Consider the following 14,931-nt stretch of genomic DNA (forward strand, 5'->3'; position numbering starts at 1 on the left):
ACTTTTGCTTTGCCACGGAACGGTCTGCGTTGTCGGGAAGATGCGTGATCTGATCCTTCAACTCAGCAAAAGTTCGATTTATTCAACAAAGCCGCTGTAATTTTAACTGGGCACATTATCGCAAGTACAATCCGGGAATTCTGGGCCGTCGTTGTTGATGGTTTTGACGCATGCGACGAACAAGCTTATGATCCAGCTTAATTTCTTTTCCTCATGAAGGGACTGGTATGGGCAACAGAATGTGGATGATTCGTGGCGATGGCGGCAAGCTCTATGACGATTTTCGCGATAAGCAAATTGTAGGCATCGGTTGGTCTCAGCTGGCTCCATTAGTCAAACCCGGCCTGTCCCGAGCCCAGTTACTCGCCTTATACCAGGAGGCAGATCCCTTAACAAAGCTGGGAACAGCCCGTTCTGGTGCATCGCAGGTCTGGCGTTTTGTGAATGAGATCCAAAAGGGTGATTGGGTTATTACTTATTCGCCAGCCAATCGTACTTATCTGCTAGGTAAGGTTACATCTGATTTCCAGTACCACCCTGAATGGGTAGAAGAGGGGATGGGAATCGCTCGACAGGTTAAATGGAATACTGAAGAAATCGATCGCGATCGATTGTCTGTTGCTACCAAAAACACATTGGGCTCCACGCTGACGGTTTTCCAGCTTCCAGAATATGCTCTAGAAGAGCTTTTGCAGGATAAGAAACCCACTGCAGATGTAATTACTCAGAATCCAATTGTGATAGATGAAGATGAGGTCGTTTCTGATCCGCTCCGCGATATGGAAATGCTGGCGTTCGAGGGTATCAAAGACCGCATCAACTCTCTTGATTGGGACGAGATGCAAAATCTGGTTGCCGGAGTTTTACGCAGTATGGGCTATAAAACGCAGGTGTCACCAGCGGGAGCCGATCGGGGTAAAGATATCATTGCTTCACCTGATGGATTCGGCTTTGAAAATCCACGTATTATCGTTGAGGTAAAGCACCGCAGGGAACAGATGGGAAGCCAACAGATACGCAGCTTTATCGGCGGTCGCCATAAAGACGATCGCGGGCTTTATGTCAGTACAGGGGGTTTTACGAAAGATGCTCGATATGAAGCCGACCGTTCGACGATACCACTGACGCTCTGGACACTTGATGATCTCGTCCGTGCGCTTATTGAGAACTACGAGCAAGTTGATATCGAGACTAAACTTTTGGTGCCTCTGAAGAAAACTTTCCTACCTGCCTGAATCTTGCTTTGATAGCCATATCGGTGTTCTACTGATATGGCTTTATACCCACTCGAAATGTCTATTTTTTGTACGGATTTTCACTTGTGGGTACAAGTGCGGGTATAACTATTTACCCCTGTTTATAAACAACATTGATATCAGTCTATTAGGTGTTTAATTCGAGTCCGGCCTTCGCACTCATCCTCTAAACACCTCCCTACGATGCCACTCCACAAACCCCTCTCTTGGATAATTCCCTTTCACCACCGGCAAAGCAATCTGCTTCCCAGCAAAATCCCAGAACAACCGCCCAACAATCCCATTCCCATTCACCGCCTCAGACACGAGCACCCGCATACTCTCATCCAGCCCAATCGATCCTTTATCAAACGCCTTATGATGAATCGCACATAGCGCCAGTCCGTTCGGGATCTCACACGGTCCGCCAAACTGCTTCCATTTAATGTGCGCGGCTTCGAGTCCAACAGAGGCGTTATCATGCCGCATATTGAATCCGCAGATTGCGCACTCATAGTTATAAGCACGCAACACCTGCTGGCGGAACAGCGGATCGCGAACCTTACGGATTTGCTGAATATTAAAGCCCATCTCATCCGCGATCTCTTCCTGAATGCTTTCCGGAAAATGTGCTTCAAGGATCTGCTGCGCCAGCGAGCCGATCAGATTTTTGTTCTTATTCAGCAGCGCAAAGTGTTCTTCATCAAACCCACCTGCGACATTATGTTCCACAAGTTCTTTAACAGGCGGTTGCTTACTGCCAGTGGTCGAACAGAACTCAGTATTCTTCAGATCCCAAAATCCATCCCCTCTGAGCCGCCAGAAAGGCATATTCGGATAATGTGCTTTCCGCTGTGGGCCAAAGCGTTCTAACAGGCTAAGTAGCTGCTCATGGACCTCGGTACCATAATCAAACAGTCTCGCATGCCCCTGTTGATAGTTCGCCAGCACGTACAGAAGCAATAAAGGCTTATGCGGCGCACGCTGTTCGCCTTTGCGCCAGATGGTGATGTCGGCAATTGCCTGTTCGAGAGTTTTGCTGGAAGCCATCGCGTTACGGAAGAAAGTAAATAATTGCGATGATGCTCGCAAAACCCAGACCAATCAACCCGCAACGAACAAAAACATGACCTTACCGCACAGAACTTTATTTCCTGAATCCTCCTCGCAAATTCCAAATTTACCCCATCCAAAACCGCTGTATTTATATTCAGCCCTGTATAATGAACACCAGAAATTACGCCGAACGGCAAAAGGAAGTATCAAAGAAAATTTAACGAGGAATTCGCGATATGAAGGTGCTGCAACACCCCCATACCGCTAACCACAAACAACTAATGAGGAGTTGAAAATGGCTGCGACGAATTTTAAGCCAGAGTTTACTGTTTTCAAAACAGAATCAGACGCTTTCACCGGCATGATTGAAAACCGCGAGCTGGTACGCAAAAACAGCGCCCGCCGTCTGCACGGCAACCAGCCCAACGCGGCACCCATTCATCCTCGCGCGGAAACGCCGCAGGACAGCGCCGCCTGCTGCGAACTGTATGCGCGCATAGACATGAAATATCTTCTTCTGGGCGGCGAATGGTTAACCCGCGCAGGTTTTATCAACGGCATGCCCGTAAAAATCCGCGCCATGAAAGACTGCATCGTGATTACGCCACAGCATACAAGAGAATTATGGGGATGCCTGGAAGGAATGAGTGTGGTGAATATCAATAAACAGAAAGTCGCACAGTGGCTGAAGACCTTTCCGGGAGCGCTAAATGATACAGGTGATGTTCCGGTGATTAAGCGTGGCAGTGGGCAGGCTGTTTAAACTTAAGACTAACGAGTGCGGGCATAAGAGCGCATGTCCGCACTACGCTAAAAGTCACTCAATCATGATGTACTTGTTCTTTCACAGTTTTAACCAGTACAGCATGAAGCTCGCCAACGGTTAAATCGCGTATCACCGGTTCCGGAATGCCTCGCAACCTGCGAATCAAGCGGCAGATACCAAAGTAATCTATGCCCTCGGTGCTTAAAAGAAACTCGTTTTCAGCGAGGGAAAAAGTTTTCTCATAGCCATCTTCTTCAGTGACGAGCGTAACGCCAAACGCTGCCTCGCATTCTTCAATCAGGGCATCGCCATCCATGCCGCATATATCGAGGTCGGCTTCGATTAGGGTGTTCTCATCAATGCGCTTGCGATGATGTCCAGAGGACTGACGCACAACCTCAATGACCTGCGAAAGAGTGGGTTGCATTATGTCGAATTCCTTTGGTACAGAAATGACGTAGACATTCATCAGTAGATCGAGTTAACGCCTGGGACTTATTATTGAAGGTCCAAAGAAAATCAAAACAATCCACGCAAACATACCAATGATTTTTAACGGCTAGGGTTCGAATACATCAAAGCACACAATTGTGCCTATAACTAATAGTGGTCCTCCCAATAATTCCAGTATTCCTTCTAAGATAGATAACTTATGAGGCAATACACGATTTAGTAAAACGGCAATGAAATGTGCGCATCCTAAAGTGATGATTATAACTATAGTGCATTCTTTCCAGTTATCAGTGACGCTCACGCATATGAGGCATAACACAATCACAAAAACACAAAGTAACGTATTCAGCATGGAAATAATAAACTTACTCATAGCAGTTGCCGCGACGTTTAAAATATAAAGAATCTATGAATATAGCGCTCTTAACAGAATGACAAACAACAATAGCTAATAATGCATTTAAGAATTTTTGCTCCTCGCTTATTTCCGCAATAATCAAGTTAGCGGTTTCATGCCAATACCACGCACTCCACCGCTAAATCTAACTTAACTAAACACTGGCACCCCCAACCCCACCTTCACCTCCCTCAACGTCGCCTGCGTCACCCCCTGCGCCCGTTCGGTCCCGCGCTTCAGCATCGCCATCAACTCTCCCTTGTCCTGCATATACATCGCCCTCCGCTCCCGCATCGGCGCAATCAGCTCCTGCAAACACGCCTCCAGCTCGTTCTTACACACCCTGTCGCCCAGCCCGCCCGCCTGATAATGCGCCTTCATCGCCGCCACTTTCTCCTTGTCCGGATGAAACGCGTCGAGGTACGTAAACACCACATTCCCCTCAATCTGCCCCGGGTCGCTCACCTTCAGATGGTTCGGGTCGGTGTACATGGCGCTGACCGCACGGTGAATGGTCTCTTCGCTGGCCGAAAGGTGCAGCGTGTTGCCCAGCGATTTCGACATCTTGGCACCGCCGTCGATGCCGGGCAGGCGGCTGGTGTCGCTCAGCATCGCCTTGCAGTGGCGCAGCACCGGGGCGGGCAGCAGGCTGTTCATCTTGTGCACAATCTCGTTGGTCTGCTCAATCATCGGCAGCTGGTCGTCGCCGACGGGCACGCACTCGGCCTTAAACGCGGTGATGTCCGCCGCCTGGCTGATGGGGTAGGCCATAAACCCGACCGGCAGCGAGCGGGCAAAGCCTTTCTGCACAATCTCGTTTTTCACCGTCGGGTTACGCTCCACGCGGGCGACGGTGACGATGTTCATATACAGCATCGTCAGCTCTGCAAGGGCGGGCAGGGCGGATTGCAGGCAGATCGTGGTCTGGTTCGGGTCAATGCCCGCGGCGAGGTAGTCGGCCAGCACTTCGGGGATGTTGTCGCGAATTTTTTGCGGGTTGCTGCCGTTGTCGGTTAGCCCCTGAAGGTCAGCAATCAGCACAAACTGGTTGTGCGTCTGCTGAAGCGCCACGCGCTGGCGCAGCGATCCGACGAAGTGGCCAAGGTGCAGCGGGCCGGTTGGGCGGTCGCCGGTGAGGATGGTTGGTGCGTTCATAAAGACTCCTTAATGTGCAATTGCCGAAAGGGGTCTTAGATGTGAGAAAGCCGCCTTTCGGCGGCTATCTGAAAATGGGAAAAACTACTCCGTGCCGCCTTTAAGAAGGCAGCCACCAGCGGTTTACGGTGAGCACGGCGTGGTTTATGTTCATAGAACTACAGTATCATAATTATTGAACAATTCAATTGCATCCTGCTCTACTTTAAAATGGTTACGATAAGGTTTGCCAAACCCAAGCCTACAGCCACGATTATAACTAACCTTAACTGCTCTATCTTTTTACGCTGTGATATGGCTTCTACTTGCAATATTTTTATATAGTTTAATGCTGTATCAACATTTCCATTTTGCGTATTTGGTGTGACGTCGACCGTCTTAATATTCTCAGAATGGTTGGCGAGTACACCTCCTCCGGCTCCGGCACAAACAAAAAAAGCCATTTGAGTAAATATAGCAAGGTTCTCGTTGAAATCAGGGGTCATTAAGTCTTTATAGTTTTTTTGGAACAGTTCTGGAATTCCTAATCCCATGAATATCCCAAAGAAAATAAGAGAAACCCCTTTTTCAACGCGCGAAAGACGCTTGCTTTCCAGAAGTGATATAAATGCTAAAAAAAGCCCACCCAACAAAAAAAGCCATGCGGTTTCAAGGCTGGTATACCGCGTTATACTACAACCGATAATTATTAAGAAAAAAGAAATTATGAATGTCTGAAGATTACTTAAACGGTATTTTATGATTTTTTTCATTTGGTTATATGTCCGAGGTATATGATAGCGAGTATCATATAACAAGATCCTCTGCATCTACTGCTGTCAATTATGGGGGGGCTAAATATGGAGTTCACTTAATGCAAATTACTCCGAAATGCTTTTGAAAAGGCTCTGTAGAGGTAAGATCAATTAACTAAATTTCAGTCATGCGGGGCACGTCATGCTGCAATCACTCAACCACCTGACCCTCGCGGTCAGCGACCTGCAAAAAAGCGTCACCTTCTGGCACGAGCTGCTGGGGCTGGCGCTGCACGCCCGCTGGAATACCGGGGCCTATCTTACCTGCGGCGATCTGTGGGTCTGCCTGTCGTACGACGAGGCGCGCCAGTATGTGCCGCCGCAGGAGAGCGACTACACCCACTACGCGTTTACCGTGGCGGAAGAGGATTTTGAACCGTTCTCGCAAAGGCTTGAGCAGGCGGGCGTCACCGTCTGGAAGCAGAACAAAAGCGAGGGGGCGTCGTTCTATTTTCTCGACCCGGACGGGCACAAGCTGGAGCTGCACGTGGGCAGCCTCGCCGCGCGGCTGGCGGCGTGTCGCGAGAAGCCCTACGCGGGCATGGTGTTTACCTCAGACGAGGCTTGAGGCGCGCACCTTCAGCCTGCCCGCCAGCGTCACGTGCGTGGCGGCATCTTCCTGATTGCACAGGTACTCCACCGCCAGCCGTCCCAGCTCGCTGTAGGGCAGCTGGATGCTGGTCAGCGGCGGGGTGAGCTGCTCGGAAATCTTCTGGTCGTCGTAGCCCGCCAGCAGCATATCCTGCGGAATGCGCACGCCGTTCACCGCCAGCGCCTGGTAGCAGCCGATCGCCAGCCAGTCGCTGGCGCAGAAGATGGCGTCCGGGCGCTCGGTCAGTTCCAGCAGCGAAGCTGTCGCGGTAAAGGACTCGCTGAACTGCCAGTTGGTCTGGCGCACCAGGCCGTCGTCGCACGCCAGTCCGGCCTGCTGTAATGCCGCCTGGTAGCCCGCCAGACGCTGGCGCGAGGCCTCCATCCAGCTCTCGCCGGTGATGTGGGCGATGCGCGTGGCGCCGCAGGCGATGAGGTGTCTGGTAACCTGGAAAGCGTTGGCGTAGTCGTCCGGAATAAACGACGGCAGCAGCGGCGAGCCGGGGTCGCGCTGGTTGAGCAGCACCAGCGGGATGCGGGTGCAGTCCTGGAATGCCGTCATATCGACGACGTTCGTGACCGGAGAGGCAAGGATAATCCCGATGCAGTTGCGCTTGTCCAGCTGGCGGATGATGTTCAGGGCCAGCTCCACGTCGTCGCCGTAGTCGTAGACGGTGAGCAGGGTCTCGTTGCGCCACGCCGCTTCCCGCGCCTGGCTGATGGCGTCGATAAACGGGTCGAAGCTCTGCATGGAGCTGACCAGCAGGGCGATCTCCTCCTGGTTGTGCGGGGCGTGAACGGCGGGGAGGCGGTCGTAGCCGAGCTCGGTAGCCACATTAATCACCCGCTGGCGGGTATCATCGCTGAGCTTGATGTTGCGGGACTGGTTGAGCACCAGCGATACCGTCGCCTGCGACACCCCTGCCGCCCGCGCAATATCGTTCATCGTCACTTTTGTTTTTCGCTTCATCCGTCCTCTCCCTTTCGCGAATTTGCATCATACCCTAACCGCACGCTTTAGCGCCGTCGATCACGTTTCTCATCCATCGAAGCGTGAACTTTGTGAGAGGCGTCGCTTTTCTGAGCGCCACGATTTGCGCATTTATTCTGCAACTAATATTTATTAGCTAAAAATTATCAGCAAGAGGATGCGTAATGAAAGAGCAGTGGAGCAGGGAGCAGGCACAGGCGTGGTATCAGCAAAAAGGCTGGCTGTGCGGGTTTAACTATCTGCCGTCGACGGCAGTGAACTGGACCGACATCTGGCAGGAAGAGACCTTCGATGCCGCCACCATCGAGCGCGAGCTGGGCTGGGCGGCGGAGGCGGGCTATAACACCCTGCGCATCAACCTGCCGTTTATCGTCTGGGAGCACGACCGCGACGGGCTGATGGCGCGCATCGACCGCTTTTTGACGATTGCCGACGGTCACGGGTTCAGCACCATGCTGACCCTGATGGACGACTGCGGGTTCTCCGGCGACGAGCCGTACCTCGGCCCGCAAAAGCCGCCCGTACCGGGCAAGCACAACAGCCAGGCGGCGGCGAGCCCGGGACGCGATAAGGTGTGCGATCGCGACTGCTGGCCACAGATTGAGCGCTATATCCGCGACGTTGTGCGCCAGTTCCGCGAGGATAAGCGCGTATTGCTCTGGGATCTGTATAACGAGCCGGGCAACCGCGGCATTTTCGCGACCGGCACGGAGGAGGTATTGTACGACGAGAAGCTGGAAACCTGCGCGCACGAGCTGATGAAGCAGGCGTTCCGCTGGGTGCGTGAGGAAGACCCGACCCAGCCGCTCACCGTCTGCGCGTGGCGCCTGCCCGCGGAAGAGGAGGGCGAGACGTTTTACCAGCACCCGCTGGACCAGACCGCGCTGGCGCTGTCAGATGTGGTGAGCTACCACGCCTACACCAATACCGGGCGCATGACGGCGATTATCCAGCAGCTTCAGGCGCTGGGCCGCCCAATCTTCTGCACCGAATGGCTGGCGCGTCACGTGGGCGGCACCATCGAAGAGCAGCTCCCGCTGATGTACATGGCGAAGGTCGCGCCGTATCAGTGGGGGCTGGTGCGCGGTAAAACCCAGACCTGGCTGCCGTGGCCGGTAGTGATGAAGGAGTCCACGGACTACTGCCGCCTGTGGTTCCACGACGTGTTTGAGGAGAACGGTATCCCGTTCTCAAGCGTTGAAATCGCGCTGATGAAGAAGCTGCGCAAAATCGCCCCGAATCCGCAGGGCTGATAATAATGACCCGGCGCGCTGTCGCCGGGCAACCAGGTACGCACTATGGCAATGACAATGAAAATACCGTCTCGCGAGTTGTGGTCTTACTTTGGCTATGGTTTAGGTCAGTGTTTTAGCTTTGGTTTAGTGGGTTCGTTTATTAACTATTTTTACACCGACGTGCTGGGGATCTCGGCGCTGGCGGCAAGCACCATCTTCCTGATTGCCCGCGCGTGGGACGCGGTTCACGATCCGCTGTTTGCCAGCATTATGGACACCATTAACAGCCGGTTCGGCAAGTTTCGCCACTTTTTACTGATCGCCCCGCTGCTGATCACCGGGGTCACCCTGCTGGCGTTCTATAAAATCGAAGCGGACATGACCACCAAAATCCTCTACGCCGGGGTGACGTATATCCTGTGGGGGACGCTGTACGCCATCTCCGATATCCCGTTCTGGTCGATGTCATCGGTGATGACCAACGACTCCGGCCAGCGCACCCGCGCGGTGACGGCGGCGATGCTTGGAGTGAACGCCGGGATCGCCTGCGCCAACATCTTCTTCCCGAAGCTGGCGGCGTTCTTTGCCCAGTACAGCAACGATAAAGGCTACTTTATGGCGGCGCTGGTGATGATGCTGGTGGGCCTGCCGCTGATGCTCAACGGCTTTATGCAGATCAAAGAGCGCGTGCCGCCGAGCCCGGAAAAGGTGACGATGCGCGACACCTTCCACAACCTGCGCCAGAACAAGCCGCTGTTTATCGTCCTGCTGTCGTTTTTTTTCTGCGTGTTCCATAACGTGGCGGGCGGTCTCTATATCTACTTCTTTATCAACAATATGGGCGACGGCAGCCTGCAAATGGCAATTGGCGTGATGGGGATAGTGGCGGCGGTGCTGTGCCTGGTCGCCCCGCTGCTGACGCGCCGGATGCAGAAGCGGAATCTGTTTATGATCCTCTGCGGGCTGGACGTGGCGGTGCGCGTGGTGATGTGGTTCACGGGCTATCAGCACACGGCGTTGCTGTTTATCCTGCTCGGCCTGAGCACGCTGTTCGTGATGATGACCAACATCCTCACCTCGTCGATGATTGCCGACACCATCGAGTATGCGGAGTATCACACCTACAAGCGCTGCGCGGCGATCACCTTCTCCGGGCAGACCTTTACCGGCAAGATGTCGGTGGCGGTGGGCGGCGGGCTCATCGGCGTGTTTCTGACGATGATCGACTATGTGCCGCAGGCGCAGTCACAGAGCGACAGCGTGCTGGCGGGGCTGTTCTTCGGCATTTGTTTGTTACCGGCGATAGGCTCGCTGATCCGAATGGGCTTTATGTCGCGCTTTAACTTTACCGAGGAGAAGCATGCGGAGATTTGTCGGCTGCTGGCGGAGCGGAATGCGTCTGCGAAAGCGCCGGGTGGCGGCTGCGCCTTACCCGGCCTACAGGACCAGCCCTTGTAGGCCTGATAAGCGAAGCGCCATCAGGCTTCGCGTAATGACTTACAGCGACTTCACAAACGCCAGCAGATCTTCGTTGAGCTGGTCCTGGTGGGTCAGCGCGAAGCCGTGCGGCGCGTTGTCGTACACTTTCAGCGTGGCGTTTTTGATCATCTCTGCCGCCAGCTTGCCGGTCGTTTCAAACGGCACGATCTGGTCGTTGCTGCCGTGGATCACCAGCGTCGGCACGTCGATTTTCGCCATATCCGGGCGGAAGTCGGTTTCGGCGAAGGCGGTTACGCAGTCGATGGTGCCCTTCAGGGACGCCAGCAGGGCGATGTTCAGCGTCTGCGTCAGGGCACCGGCAGAAACGGTCTGCCCGGCGTTGGTGCCGTAGAATGGGGTGGCGAAATCGCTGATGAACTGAGCGCGATCTTTACGCAGTCCGTCGCGAATCCCGCTGAACACGCTCTGATCGACCCCTTCCGGGTAGCTTTCGGATTTGCCGAAAATGGGCGTTACCGCGCCCAGCAGGGCAAGACCGGCCACGCGTTCGCTGCCGTAGTTGTTGATGTAACGCGTTACGTCGCCGCCGCCCATGGAGAAGCCCACCAGCGTCACGTCGCGCAGATCCAGCGTGGTGATCAGGTCGTTAATGTCGGATGCAAAGGTATCGTAGTCATAGCCGTTCCACGGCTGATCTGAACGTCCAAACCCGCGACGGTCAAAGGCGATGGTGCGGTAGCCGCGCTCGGCCAGGTGGTTCAGCTGGCTGTCCCACATATCCCCATCCAGCGGCCAGCCGTGGCTGAAAAGAACCGGTTTGCCCGCGCCGCAGTCTTTGTAATAAATCTGCGTACCATCTTTTGCCTTAAACGTTGCCATAGTGTGTTCCTCTACAGGTGATTGTTATGTTCAGACCGGCGCGACCAGATAACGAATTGCCGGTGATGTTGTGCCCTGATGAAAAGCCAGAACGCGGCTCTGCAACAGGAGGTCATTCATGGTGTGGCGCTCCTGCTGGCGCAGATGCTCGATCCAGGAACCCATCAGGAAGGTTTCGATAAACAGACCCGGACGTTCAATATCTTCGTACACCGCCCAGCTCATCGCCCCGGCGCGGCGGCGCACCCGGCGTAGCTCGTGCACGGCCTGCAAAAACGCTTTCGCGTTCTGCGGGTCGATGATGTACTCATGCGAGACCAGCACCGGGCCACGCTCGTTCGGGAGTTCAATCTCCACCCCGTCCAGCGGCTGCCCGCTCAGGTCGAGATTTAAATCCGGATCTTTCTCCAGCTTCCAGCGGAACACCGTCATGCTCGCCAGCACCATCCCCAGCGTGGCGACAACCAGCGAAGCCGGAGTGCCGAACTGCGAGGCGATCTGGCCCCAGACGGCGCTGCCTGCGGTCATCGAACCGAAAAAGACCGTCAGATACACCGCCAGCGCCCGGGCTTTTACCCAGCGTGCGGCGCTGCGCTGCGCGCCAAGGTTGAGGGTGGAGAGCACCGCAATCCACGCGAAGCCGGTAAAGAACTCAAACAAGTTTAGCAGCCAAAAGTGACGTACAAATGCCAGCGCCAGCATGGTGATCGCAAACGTCAGGCTGGCGGCCACCATCAGCCGATCGGCGTTCAGCCGCTGGCGCAGACGCGGCAGCAGGATGGCCCCGGCAATGGCGCCAAGGCCGATACACGCCAGCATCACGCCGTAGCCCGCCGGGCCTAAGCCCAGCTCGCGGCGCGCCACCAGCGGCAGCAATGCCCAGCCCGCGCTGCCGAAAACAAAAAAGGCCACGGTGCGCACCAGCACGTTGCGCAGCACCGGCGCGGCGTGCACGTAGCGAATCCCGGAGCGCACCGCAGAGAAGAAGTGCTCCGGTGGCAAACGCTGCACGGACGGTGCCGGACGCCAGCGCCACAGCACCCACGCCACGCCCATCACGGACAGCGCGTTCAGGGCAAACACCATCCACGGCCCGGCAAGCGACAGCAGAAAACCGCCCAGCGCAGGGCCAATTGCCCGGCTGATATTGACCCCGAGCGAGTTAAGCGCCACGGCGGAACCCAGCTCGGGCTTGCTCACCAGGTCAGGGACAATCGCCTGAAACGGCGGCGAACTCATGGCCGCACCCACGCTCAGCAGAAATGTCGCCGCCAGCAGAACGGTGGGGGTGACGTGTCCGGTAAAAGAGAGCAGCGTCAGCCCGGCGGCGGCAATGAACACCCACAGCTGGGAGAAGAGCAGGTATTTACGTCGATCAACGATGTCCGCCATCACCCCGGACGGCAGGGCGAAAAGGAACATCGGCAGGCTGCTCGCCGCCTGCACCAGCGCGATATCTAAAGGATCGGCGCTGAGCGTCAGCATGCTCCAGTTGATACCGACGTCGCTCATCCATGAGCCGACGTTAGAGACCACCGTGGCGATCCACAGCATGCGGAACACCGGCTGGCTCAGCGGCTGCCAGGGTGAAACCGCGGGGGCGGGCGTCGTCTCGACGTGTGCGTCGCGAACGTCGTTTACCTGGGTCATGCGAACCTCTCCGTTGTTTTACGCTGCACTCGCCACTGGCCCGGCCCGGTAAGGGCGAGGGTGGTGAAGATAATCAGCAGCAGCCAGCCAAACTGCCCCTCGGCAATCGACCAGTTCGGGTGGACCGCCAGCATCGCCACCAGCAGCACGGCGATAATCGGCAGGCACGCCAGGCGGGTGTAAATCCCCGCAATGATAAACAGCGGGCAGATCACCTCGGCGACGATCGCCGGGATCAGACTGGCATACGGCCCAAAACCAAACGGATCTTCGATGCGCGTCAGCTCTTCGCTGAAGTGCAGCACCTTCGGCAGACCGTGCACGTAAAGCAGCAGCAGACTGCCGGTCAGGCGCAGAAAGAACAGCCCCGGATCGATCCGGGGCGAAGCGTCATTTTGTTTCATCAGAATGCAAAGCAGCTGCAACCCAGCGCACCCCAGAAAGCGTTATCGTCGGATACCGGCATCTCTGACGTGCGGGCAAAGTCATGCTGGTGGTTGTGAACCCCGCACGGGCCGCTACAGTGGTGAGCCATACTCATACCCACGCGTGCGGCCTGCGGCGGCGCGCTGCGGTAGTGGCCCGGCACCTTCACCACCGGGGACCACTCGGGCAGGACCGGAATGGCGGGCGGCGCGAGTGGGCCAAAAGCGCCTGCGGCATAGACGATATCGCCGTTCACCACGGTGAGGACGGACTCGATGCCCTTGATCTCCTCCTCCGGCACGCGGAAGTAATCTTTGCTGAGCACCGCCAGATCCGCGAGCTGGCCCGCTTTGATCTGCCCCTTCTGGTTCTGCTCGCTGGAGAACCACGCGCTGCCCTGGGTCCAGAGCATCAGGGCGGTATCGCGATCCAGACGGGCGCTGTGATCGTACATCTGCATCCCGCCAACGGTGCGGCCGGAGACCAGCCAGTAGAGCGCGGTCCATGGGTTATAGCTCGCCACGCGGGTGGCGTCCGTTCCCAGGCCCACCGGCACGCCGGTCTCGAGCATTTTTGCCACCGGCGGCGTGTGGCGGGTGGCTTCGATGCCGTAGCGCTCGGCAAAGTATTCCCCCTGGAAGGCCATGCGGTGCTGCACGGCAATACCGCCGCCGAGTGCTTTGATGCGGTCAATGTTGGCCTGCGACACGGTTTCGGCGTGGTCGAAGAACCAGTGCAGCCCGTTGAACGGAATGTCACGGTTCACCTTCTCGAACACGTCCAGCATGCGGCTGATGGATTCGTTGTAAGTGGCGTGCAGGCGGAACGGCCAGCGGTGCTCCACCAGATGGCGCACTACGCGCTCCAGCTCGTCCTCCATGCCCGGCGCGAGATCCGGGCGCGGCTCGAGGAAGTCTTCAAAATCGGCGGCGGAGAAGACCAGCATCTCGCCCGCGCCGTTGTGGCGGAAGAAATCGCTGCCCTGGCCCGGCGTAAGCATATCGGTCCATTTTTCAAAGTCTTCCAGCTCGTGGCCCGGACGCTGGGTAAACAGGTTGTAGGCGATGCGGATGGTCATCTGCTTTTTCTCGTGCAGCTCGGCAATCACCTCGTAATCTTCCGGGTAGTTCTGGAAGCCGCCGCCCGCGTCGATGGCGCTGGTCAGCCCCAGACGGTTCAGCTCGCGCATGAACTGGCGCGTGGAGTTGACCTGCTGCTCCAGCGGCAGCTTCGGCCCTTTCGCCAGCGTGGCGTACAAAATCATGGCGTTCGGACGGGCAATAAGCATTCCGGTCGGGTTGCCGTTGGCGTCGCGCTGGATCTCCCCGCCCGGCGGGTTTGGCGTGTCTTTGGTGTAGCCGACCACCTTCAGCGCGGCGCGGTTGAGCAGGGCGCGGTCGTACAGGTGGAGGATAAACACCGGGGTGTCAGGCGCGGCGTCGTTAATTTCGTCGAGGGTCGGCATGCGGCGCTCGGCGAACTGGAACTCGCTCCAGCCGCCCACCACGCGCACCCACTGGGGCGACGGCGTGCGCAGGGCCTGCCCTTTTAGCATCCGCAGGGCGTCGGCCAGGGACGGCACGCCTTCCCAGCGCAGCTCGAGGTTGTAGTTCAGGCCGCCGCGGATCAGGTGCAGGTGCGAGTCGTTCAGGCCGGGGATGGCGGTGTGGCCTTTTAAGTCGACCACCTTAGTGCCGTCGCAGTGGTGTTGCATCACCTCGGCGACGGTACCCACTTCCAGAAATTTTCCGTCGCGCACGGCAACGGCTTCCGCGACAGGATTCTCGCGATCGACGGTGTGAAACTGGCCGTTAACCAGAATGAGATCGGCTTTACCGAGGGTAACCATAATAGCTCCAGACT

14 protein-coding genes are annotated in these 14,931 nt (G+C 56.3%); 5 read left to right on the forward strand and 9 right to left on the reverse strand.

The window, feature by feature from the left end:
• Window positions 1-227 precede the first annotated feature (227 nt).
• Window positions 228-1,235 (forward strand): restriction endonuclease, encoded by a 1,008-nt coding sequence (locus ACOTWU_RS09730; RefSeq protein ID WP_000528271.1) that lies wholly within the window; start codon window positions 228-230, stop codon window positions 1,233-1,235.
• A 180-nt stretch (window positions 1,236-1,415) separates the two neighbouring features.
• Here the strand turns inward: ACOTWU_RS09730 and ACOTWU_RS09735 are convergent, their stop codons facing one another.
• Window positions 1,416-2,285, reverse strand: coding sequence for a phosphorothioated DNA-binding restriction endonuclease (locus ACOTWU_RS09735; protein WP_126498726.1), 870 nt, complete (start codon window positions 2,283-2,285; stop codon window positions 1,416-1,418).
• A gap of 301 nt (window positions 2,286-2,586) precedes the next feature.
• Here ACOTWU_RS09735 and ACOTWU_RS09740 point away from each other — a divergent pair, with 301 nt between their 5' ends.
• Complete coding sequence (locus tag ACOTWU_RS09740; protein ID WP_126498725.1) at window positions 2,587-3,054, forward strand: SymE family type I addiction module toxin; 468 nt, start codon at window positions 2,587-2,589, stop codon at window positions 3,052-3,054.
• 58 nt (window positions 3,055-3,112) lie between these two features.
• On the opposite strand, the gene ACOTWU_RS09745 is transcribed toward ACOTWU_RS09740, so the two are convergent.
• The 3 genes from ACOTWU_RS09745 to ACOTWU_RS09755 form a co-directional block, all read right to left on the reverse strand.
• Window positions 3,113-3,484 carry a hypothetical protein gene (locus ACOTWU_RS09745; RefSeq protein ID WP_126498724.1) on the reverse strand — a complete coding sequence of 124 codons (372 nt, stop codon included), beginning with the start codon at window positions 3,482-3,484 and terminating at the stop codon, window positions 3,113-3,115.
• 573 nt (window positions 3,485-4,057) lie between these two features.
• Window positions 4,058-5,062, reverse strand: a complete 1,005-nt coding sequence (trpS, locus tag ACOTWU_RS09750; protein WP_126498723.1) for a tryptophan--tRNA ligase — start codon at window positions 5,060-5,062, stop codon at window positions 4,058-4,060.
• Between the two features lie 200 nt (window positions 5,063-5,262).
• Window positions 5,263-5,814, reverse strand: a complete 552-nt coding sequence (locus tag ACOTWU_RS09755; protein WP_220719586.1) for a hypothetical protein — start codon at window positions 5,812-5,814, stop codon at window positions 5,263-5,265.
• A 184-nt stretch (window positions 5,815-5,998) separates the two neighbouring features.
• Here ACOTWU_RS09755 and fosA point away from each other — a divergent pair, with 184 nt between their 5' ends.
• The gene (gene fosA, locus ACOTWU_RS09760; RefSeq protein WP_023303023.1) at window positions 5,999-6,424 is read left to right on the forward strand and encodes a FosA/FosA2 family fosfomycin resistance glutathione transferase; all 426 of its coding nucleotides are present in this window, start codon (window positions 5,999-6,001) and stop codon (window positions 6,422-6,424) included.
• On the opposite strand, the gene ACOTWU_RS09765 is transcribed toward fosA, so the two are convergent.
• Entirely contained in the window at window positions 6,410-7,417 is a 1,008-nt protein-coding gene (locus ACOTWU_RS09765) for a LacI family DNA-binding transcriptional regulator (protein ID WP_126498721.1), read from the reverse strand. The genes fosA and ACOTWU_RS09765 overlap by 15 nt on opposite strands.
• 185 nt (window positions 7,418-7,602) lie before the next feature.
• On the opposite strand from ACOTWU_RS09765, the gene ACOTWU_RS09770 reads away from it, so the two are divergent.
• Both ACOTWU_RS09770 and ACOTWU_RS09775 read left to right on the forward strand, forming a co-directional pair.
• Window positions 7,603-8,691 (forward strand): cellulase family glycosylhydrolase, encoded by a 1,089-nt coding sequence (locus ACOTWU_RS09770; RefSeq protein WP_126498720.1) that lies wholly within the window; start codon window positions 7,603-7,605, stop codon window positions 8,689-8,691.
• Between the two features lie 45 nt (window positions 8,692-8,736).
• On the forward strand, window positions 8,737-10,131 hold the full coding sequence (locus tag ACOTWU_RS09775) for an MFS transporter (RefSeq protein WP_126498719.1): 1,395 nt from the start codon (window positions 8,737-8,739) through the stop codon (window positions 10,129-10,131).
• A gap of 39 nt (window positions 10,132-10,170) precedes the next feature.
• Here ACOTWU_RS09775 and ACOTWU_RS09780 read toward each other — a convergent pair whose 3' ends face one another.
• The 4 genes from ACOTWU_RS09780 to ACOTWU_RS09795 are packed head-to-tail and all read right to left on the reverse strand — an operon-like array spanning window position 10,171 to window position 14,917.
• Window positions 10,171-10,992: an alpha/beta fold hydrolase gene (locus ACOTWU_RS09780; protein WP_023295858.1), complete on the reverse strand. Its 822-nt coding sequence runs from the start codon at window positions 10,990-10,992 to the stop codon at window positions 10,171-10,173.
• Between the two features lie 30 nt (window positions 10,993-11,022).
• Window positions 11,023-12,642, reverse strand: coding sequence for an MFS transporter (locus ACOTWU_RS09785; protein ID WP_023303025.1), 1,620 nt, complete (start codon window positions 12,640-12,642; stop codon window positions 11,023-11,025).
• Window positions 12,639-13,046 carry a DoxX family protein gene (locus tag ACOTWU_RS09790; protein ID WP_023295860.1) on the reverse strand — a complete coding sequence of 136 codons (408 nt, stop codon included), beginning with the start codon at window positions 13,044-13,046 and terminating at the stop codon, window positions 12,639-12,641. Before ACOTWU_RS09790 ends, ACOTWU_RS09785 begins: the two co-directional genes overlap by 4 nt.
• On the reverse strand, window positions 13,046-14,917 hold the full coding sequence (locus ACOTWU_RS09795; RefSeq protein ID WP_023295861.1) for an amidohydrolase: 1,872 nt from the start codon (window positions 14,915-14,917) through the stop codon (window positions 13,046-13,048). Before ACOTWU_RS09795 ends, ACOTWU_RS09790 begins: the two co-directional genes overlap by 1 nt.
• Window positions 14,918-14,931: the final 14 nt, after the last annotated feature.

The organism is Enterobacter cloacae complex sp. GYL001 (assembly GCF_049237125.1).
GTDB classification, from domain to species: Bacteria; Pseudomonadota; Gammaproteobacteria; order Enterobacterales; family Enterobacteriaceae; genus Enterobacter; species Enterobacter hormaechei_C.

Coding starts and splice junctions, on each gene's coding strand:
- ACOTWU_RS09730 (WP_000528271.1), top strand. CDS start 228: ATGGGCAACAGAATGTGGATGATTCGTGGCGATGGCGGCAAGCTCTAT.
- ACOTWU_RS09735 (WP_126498726.1), bottom strand. CDS start 2,285: ATGGCTTCCAGCAAAACTCTCGAACAGGCAATTGCCGACATCACCATC.
- ACOTWU_RS09740 (WP_126498725.1), top strand. CDS start 2,587: ATGGCTGCGACGAATTTTAAGCCAGAGTTTACTGTTTTCAAAACAGAA.
- ACOTWU_RS09745 (WP_126498724.1), bottom strand. CDS start 3,484: ATGCAACCCACTCTTTCGCAGGTCATTGAGGTTGTGCGTCAGTCCTCT.
- trpS (WP_126498723.1), bottom strand. CDS start 5,062: ATGAACGCACCAACCATCCTCACCGGCGACCGCCCAACCGGCCCGCTG.
- ACOTWU_RS09755 (WP_220719586.1), bottom strand. CDS start 5,814: ATGAAAAAAATCATAAAATACCGTTTAAGTAATCTTCAGACATTCATA.
- fosA (WP_023303023.1), top strand. CDS start 5,999: ATGCTGCAATCACTCAACCACCTGACCCTCGCGGTCAGCGACCTGCAA.
- ACOTWU_RS09765 (WP_126498721.1), bottom strand. CDS start 7,417: ATGAAGCGAAAAACAAAAGTGACGATGAACGATATTGCGCGGGCGGCA.
- ACOTWU_RS09770 (WP_126498720.1), top strand. CDS start 7,603: ATGAAAGAGCAGTGGAGCAGGGAGCAGGCACAGGCGTGGTATCAGCAA.
- ACOTWU_RS09775 (WP_126498719.1), top strand. CDS start 8,737: ATGGCAATGACAATGAAAATACCGTCTCGCGAGTTGTGGTCTTACTTT.
- ACOTWU_RS09780 (WP_023295858.1), bottom strand. CDS start 10,992: ATGGCAACGTTTAAGGCAAAAGATGGTACGCAGATTTATTACAAAGAC.
- ACOTWU_RS09785 (WP_023303025.1), bottom strand. CDS start 12,642: ATGACCCAGGTAAACGACGTTCGCGACGCACACGTCGAGACGACGCCC.
- ACOTWU_RS09790 (WP_023295860.1), bottom strand. CDS start 13,046: ATGAAACAAAATGACGCTTCGCCCCGGATCGATCCGGGGCTGTTCTTT.
- ACOTWU_RS09795 (WP_023295861.1), bottom strand. CDS start 14,917: ATGGTTACCCTCGGTAAAGCCGATCTCATTCTGGTTAACGGCCAGTTT.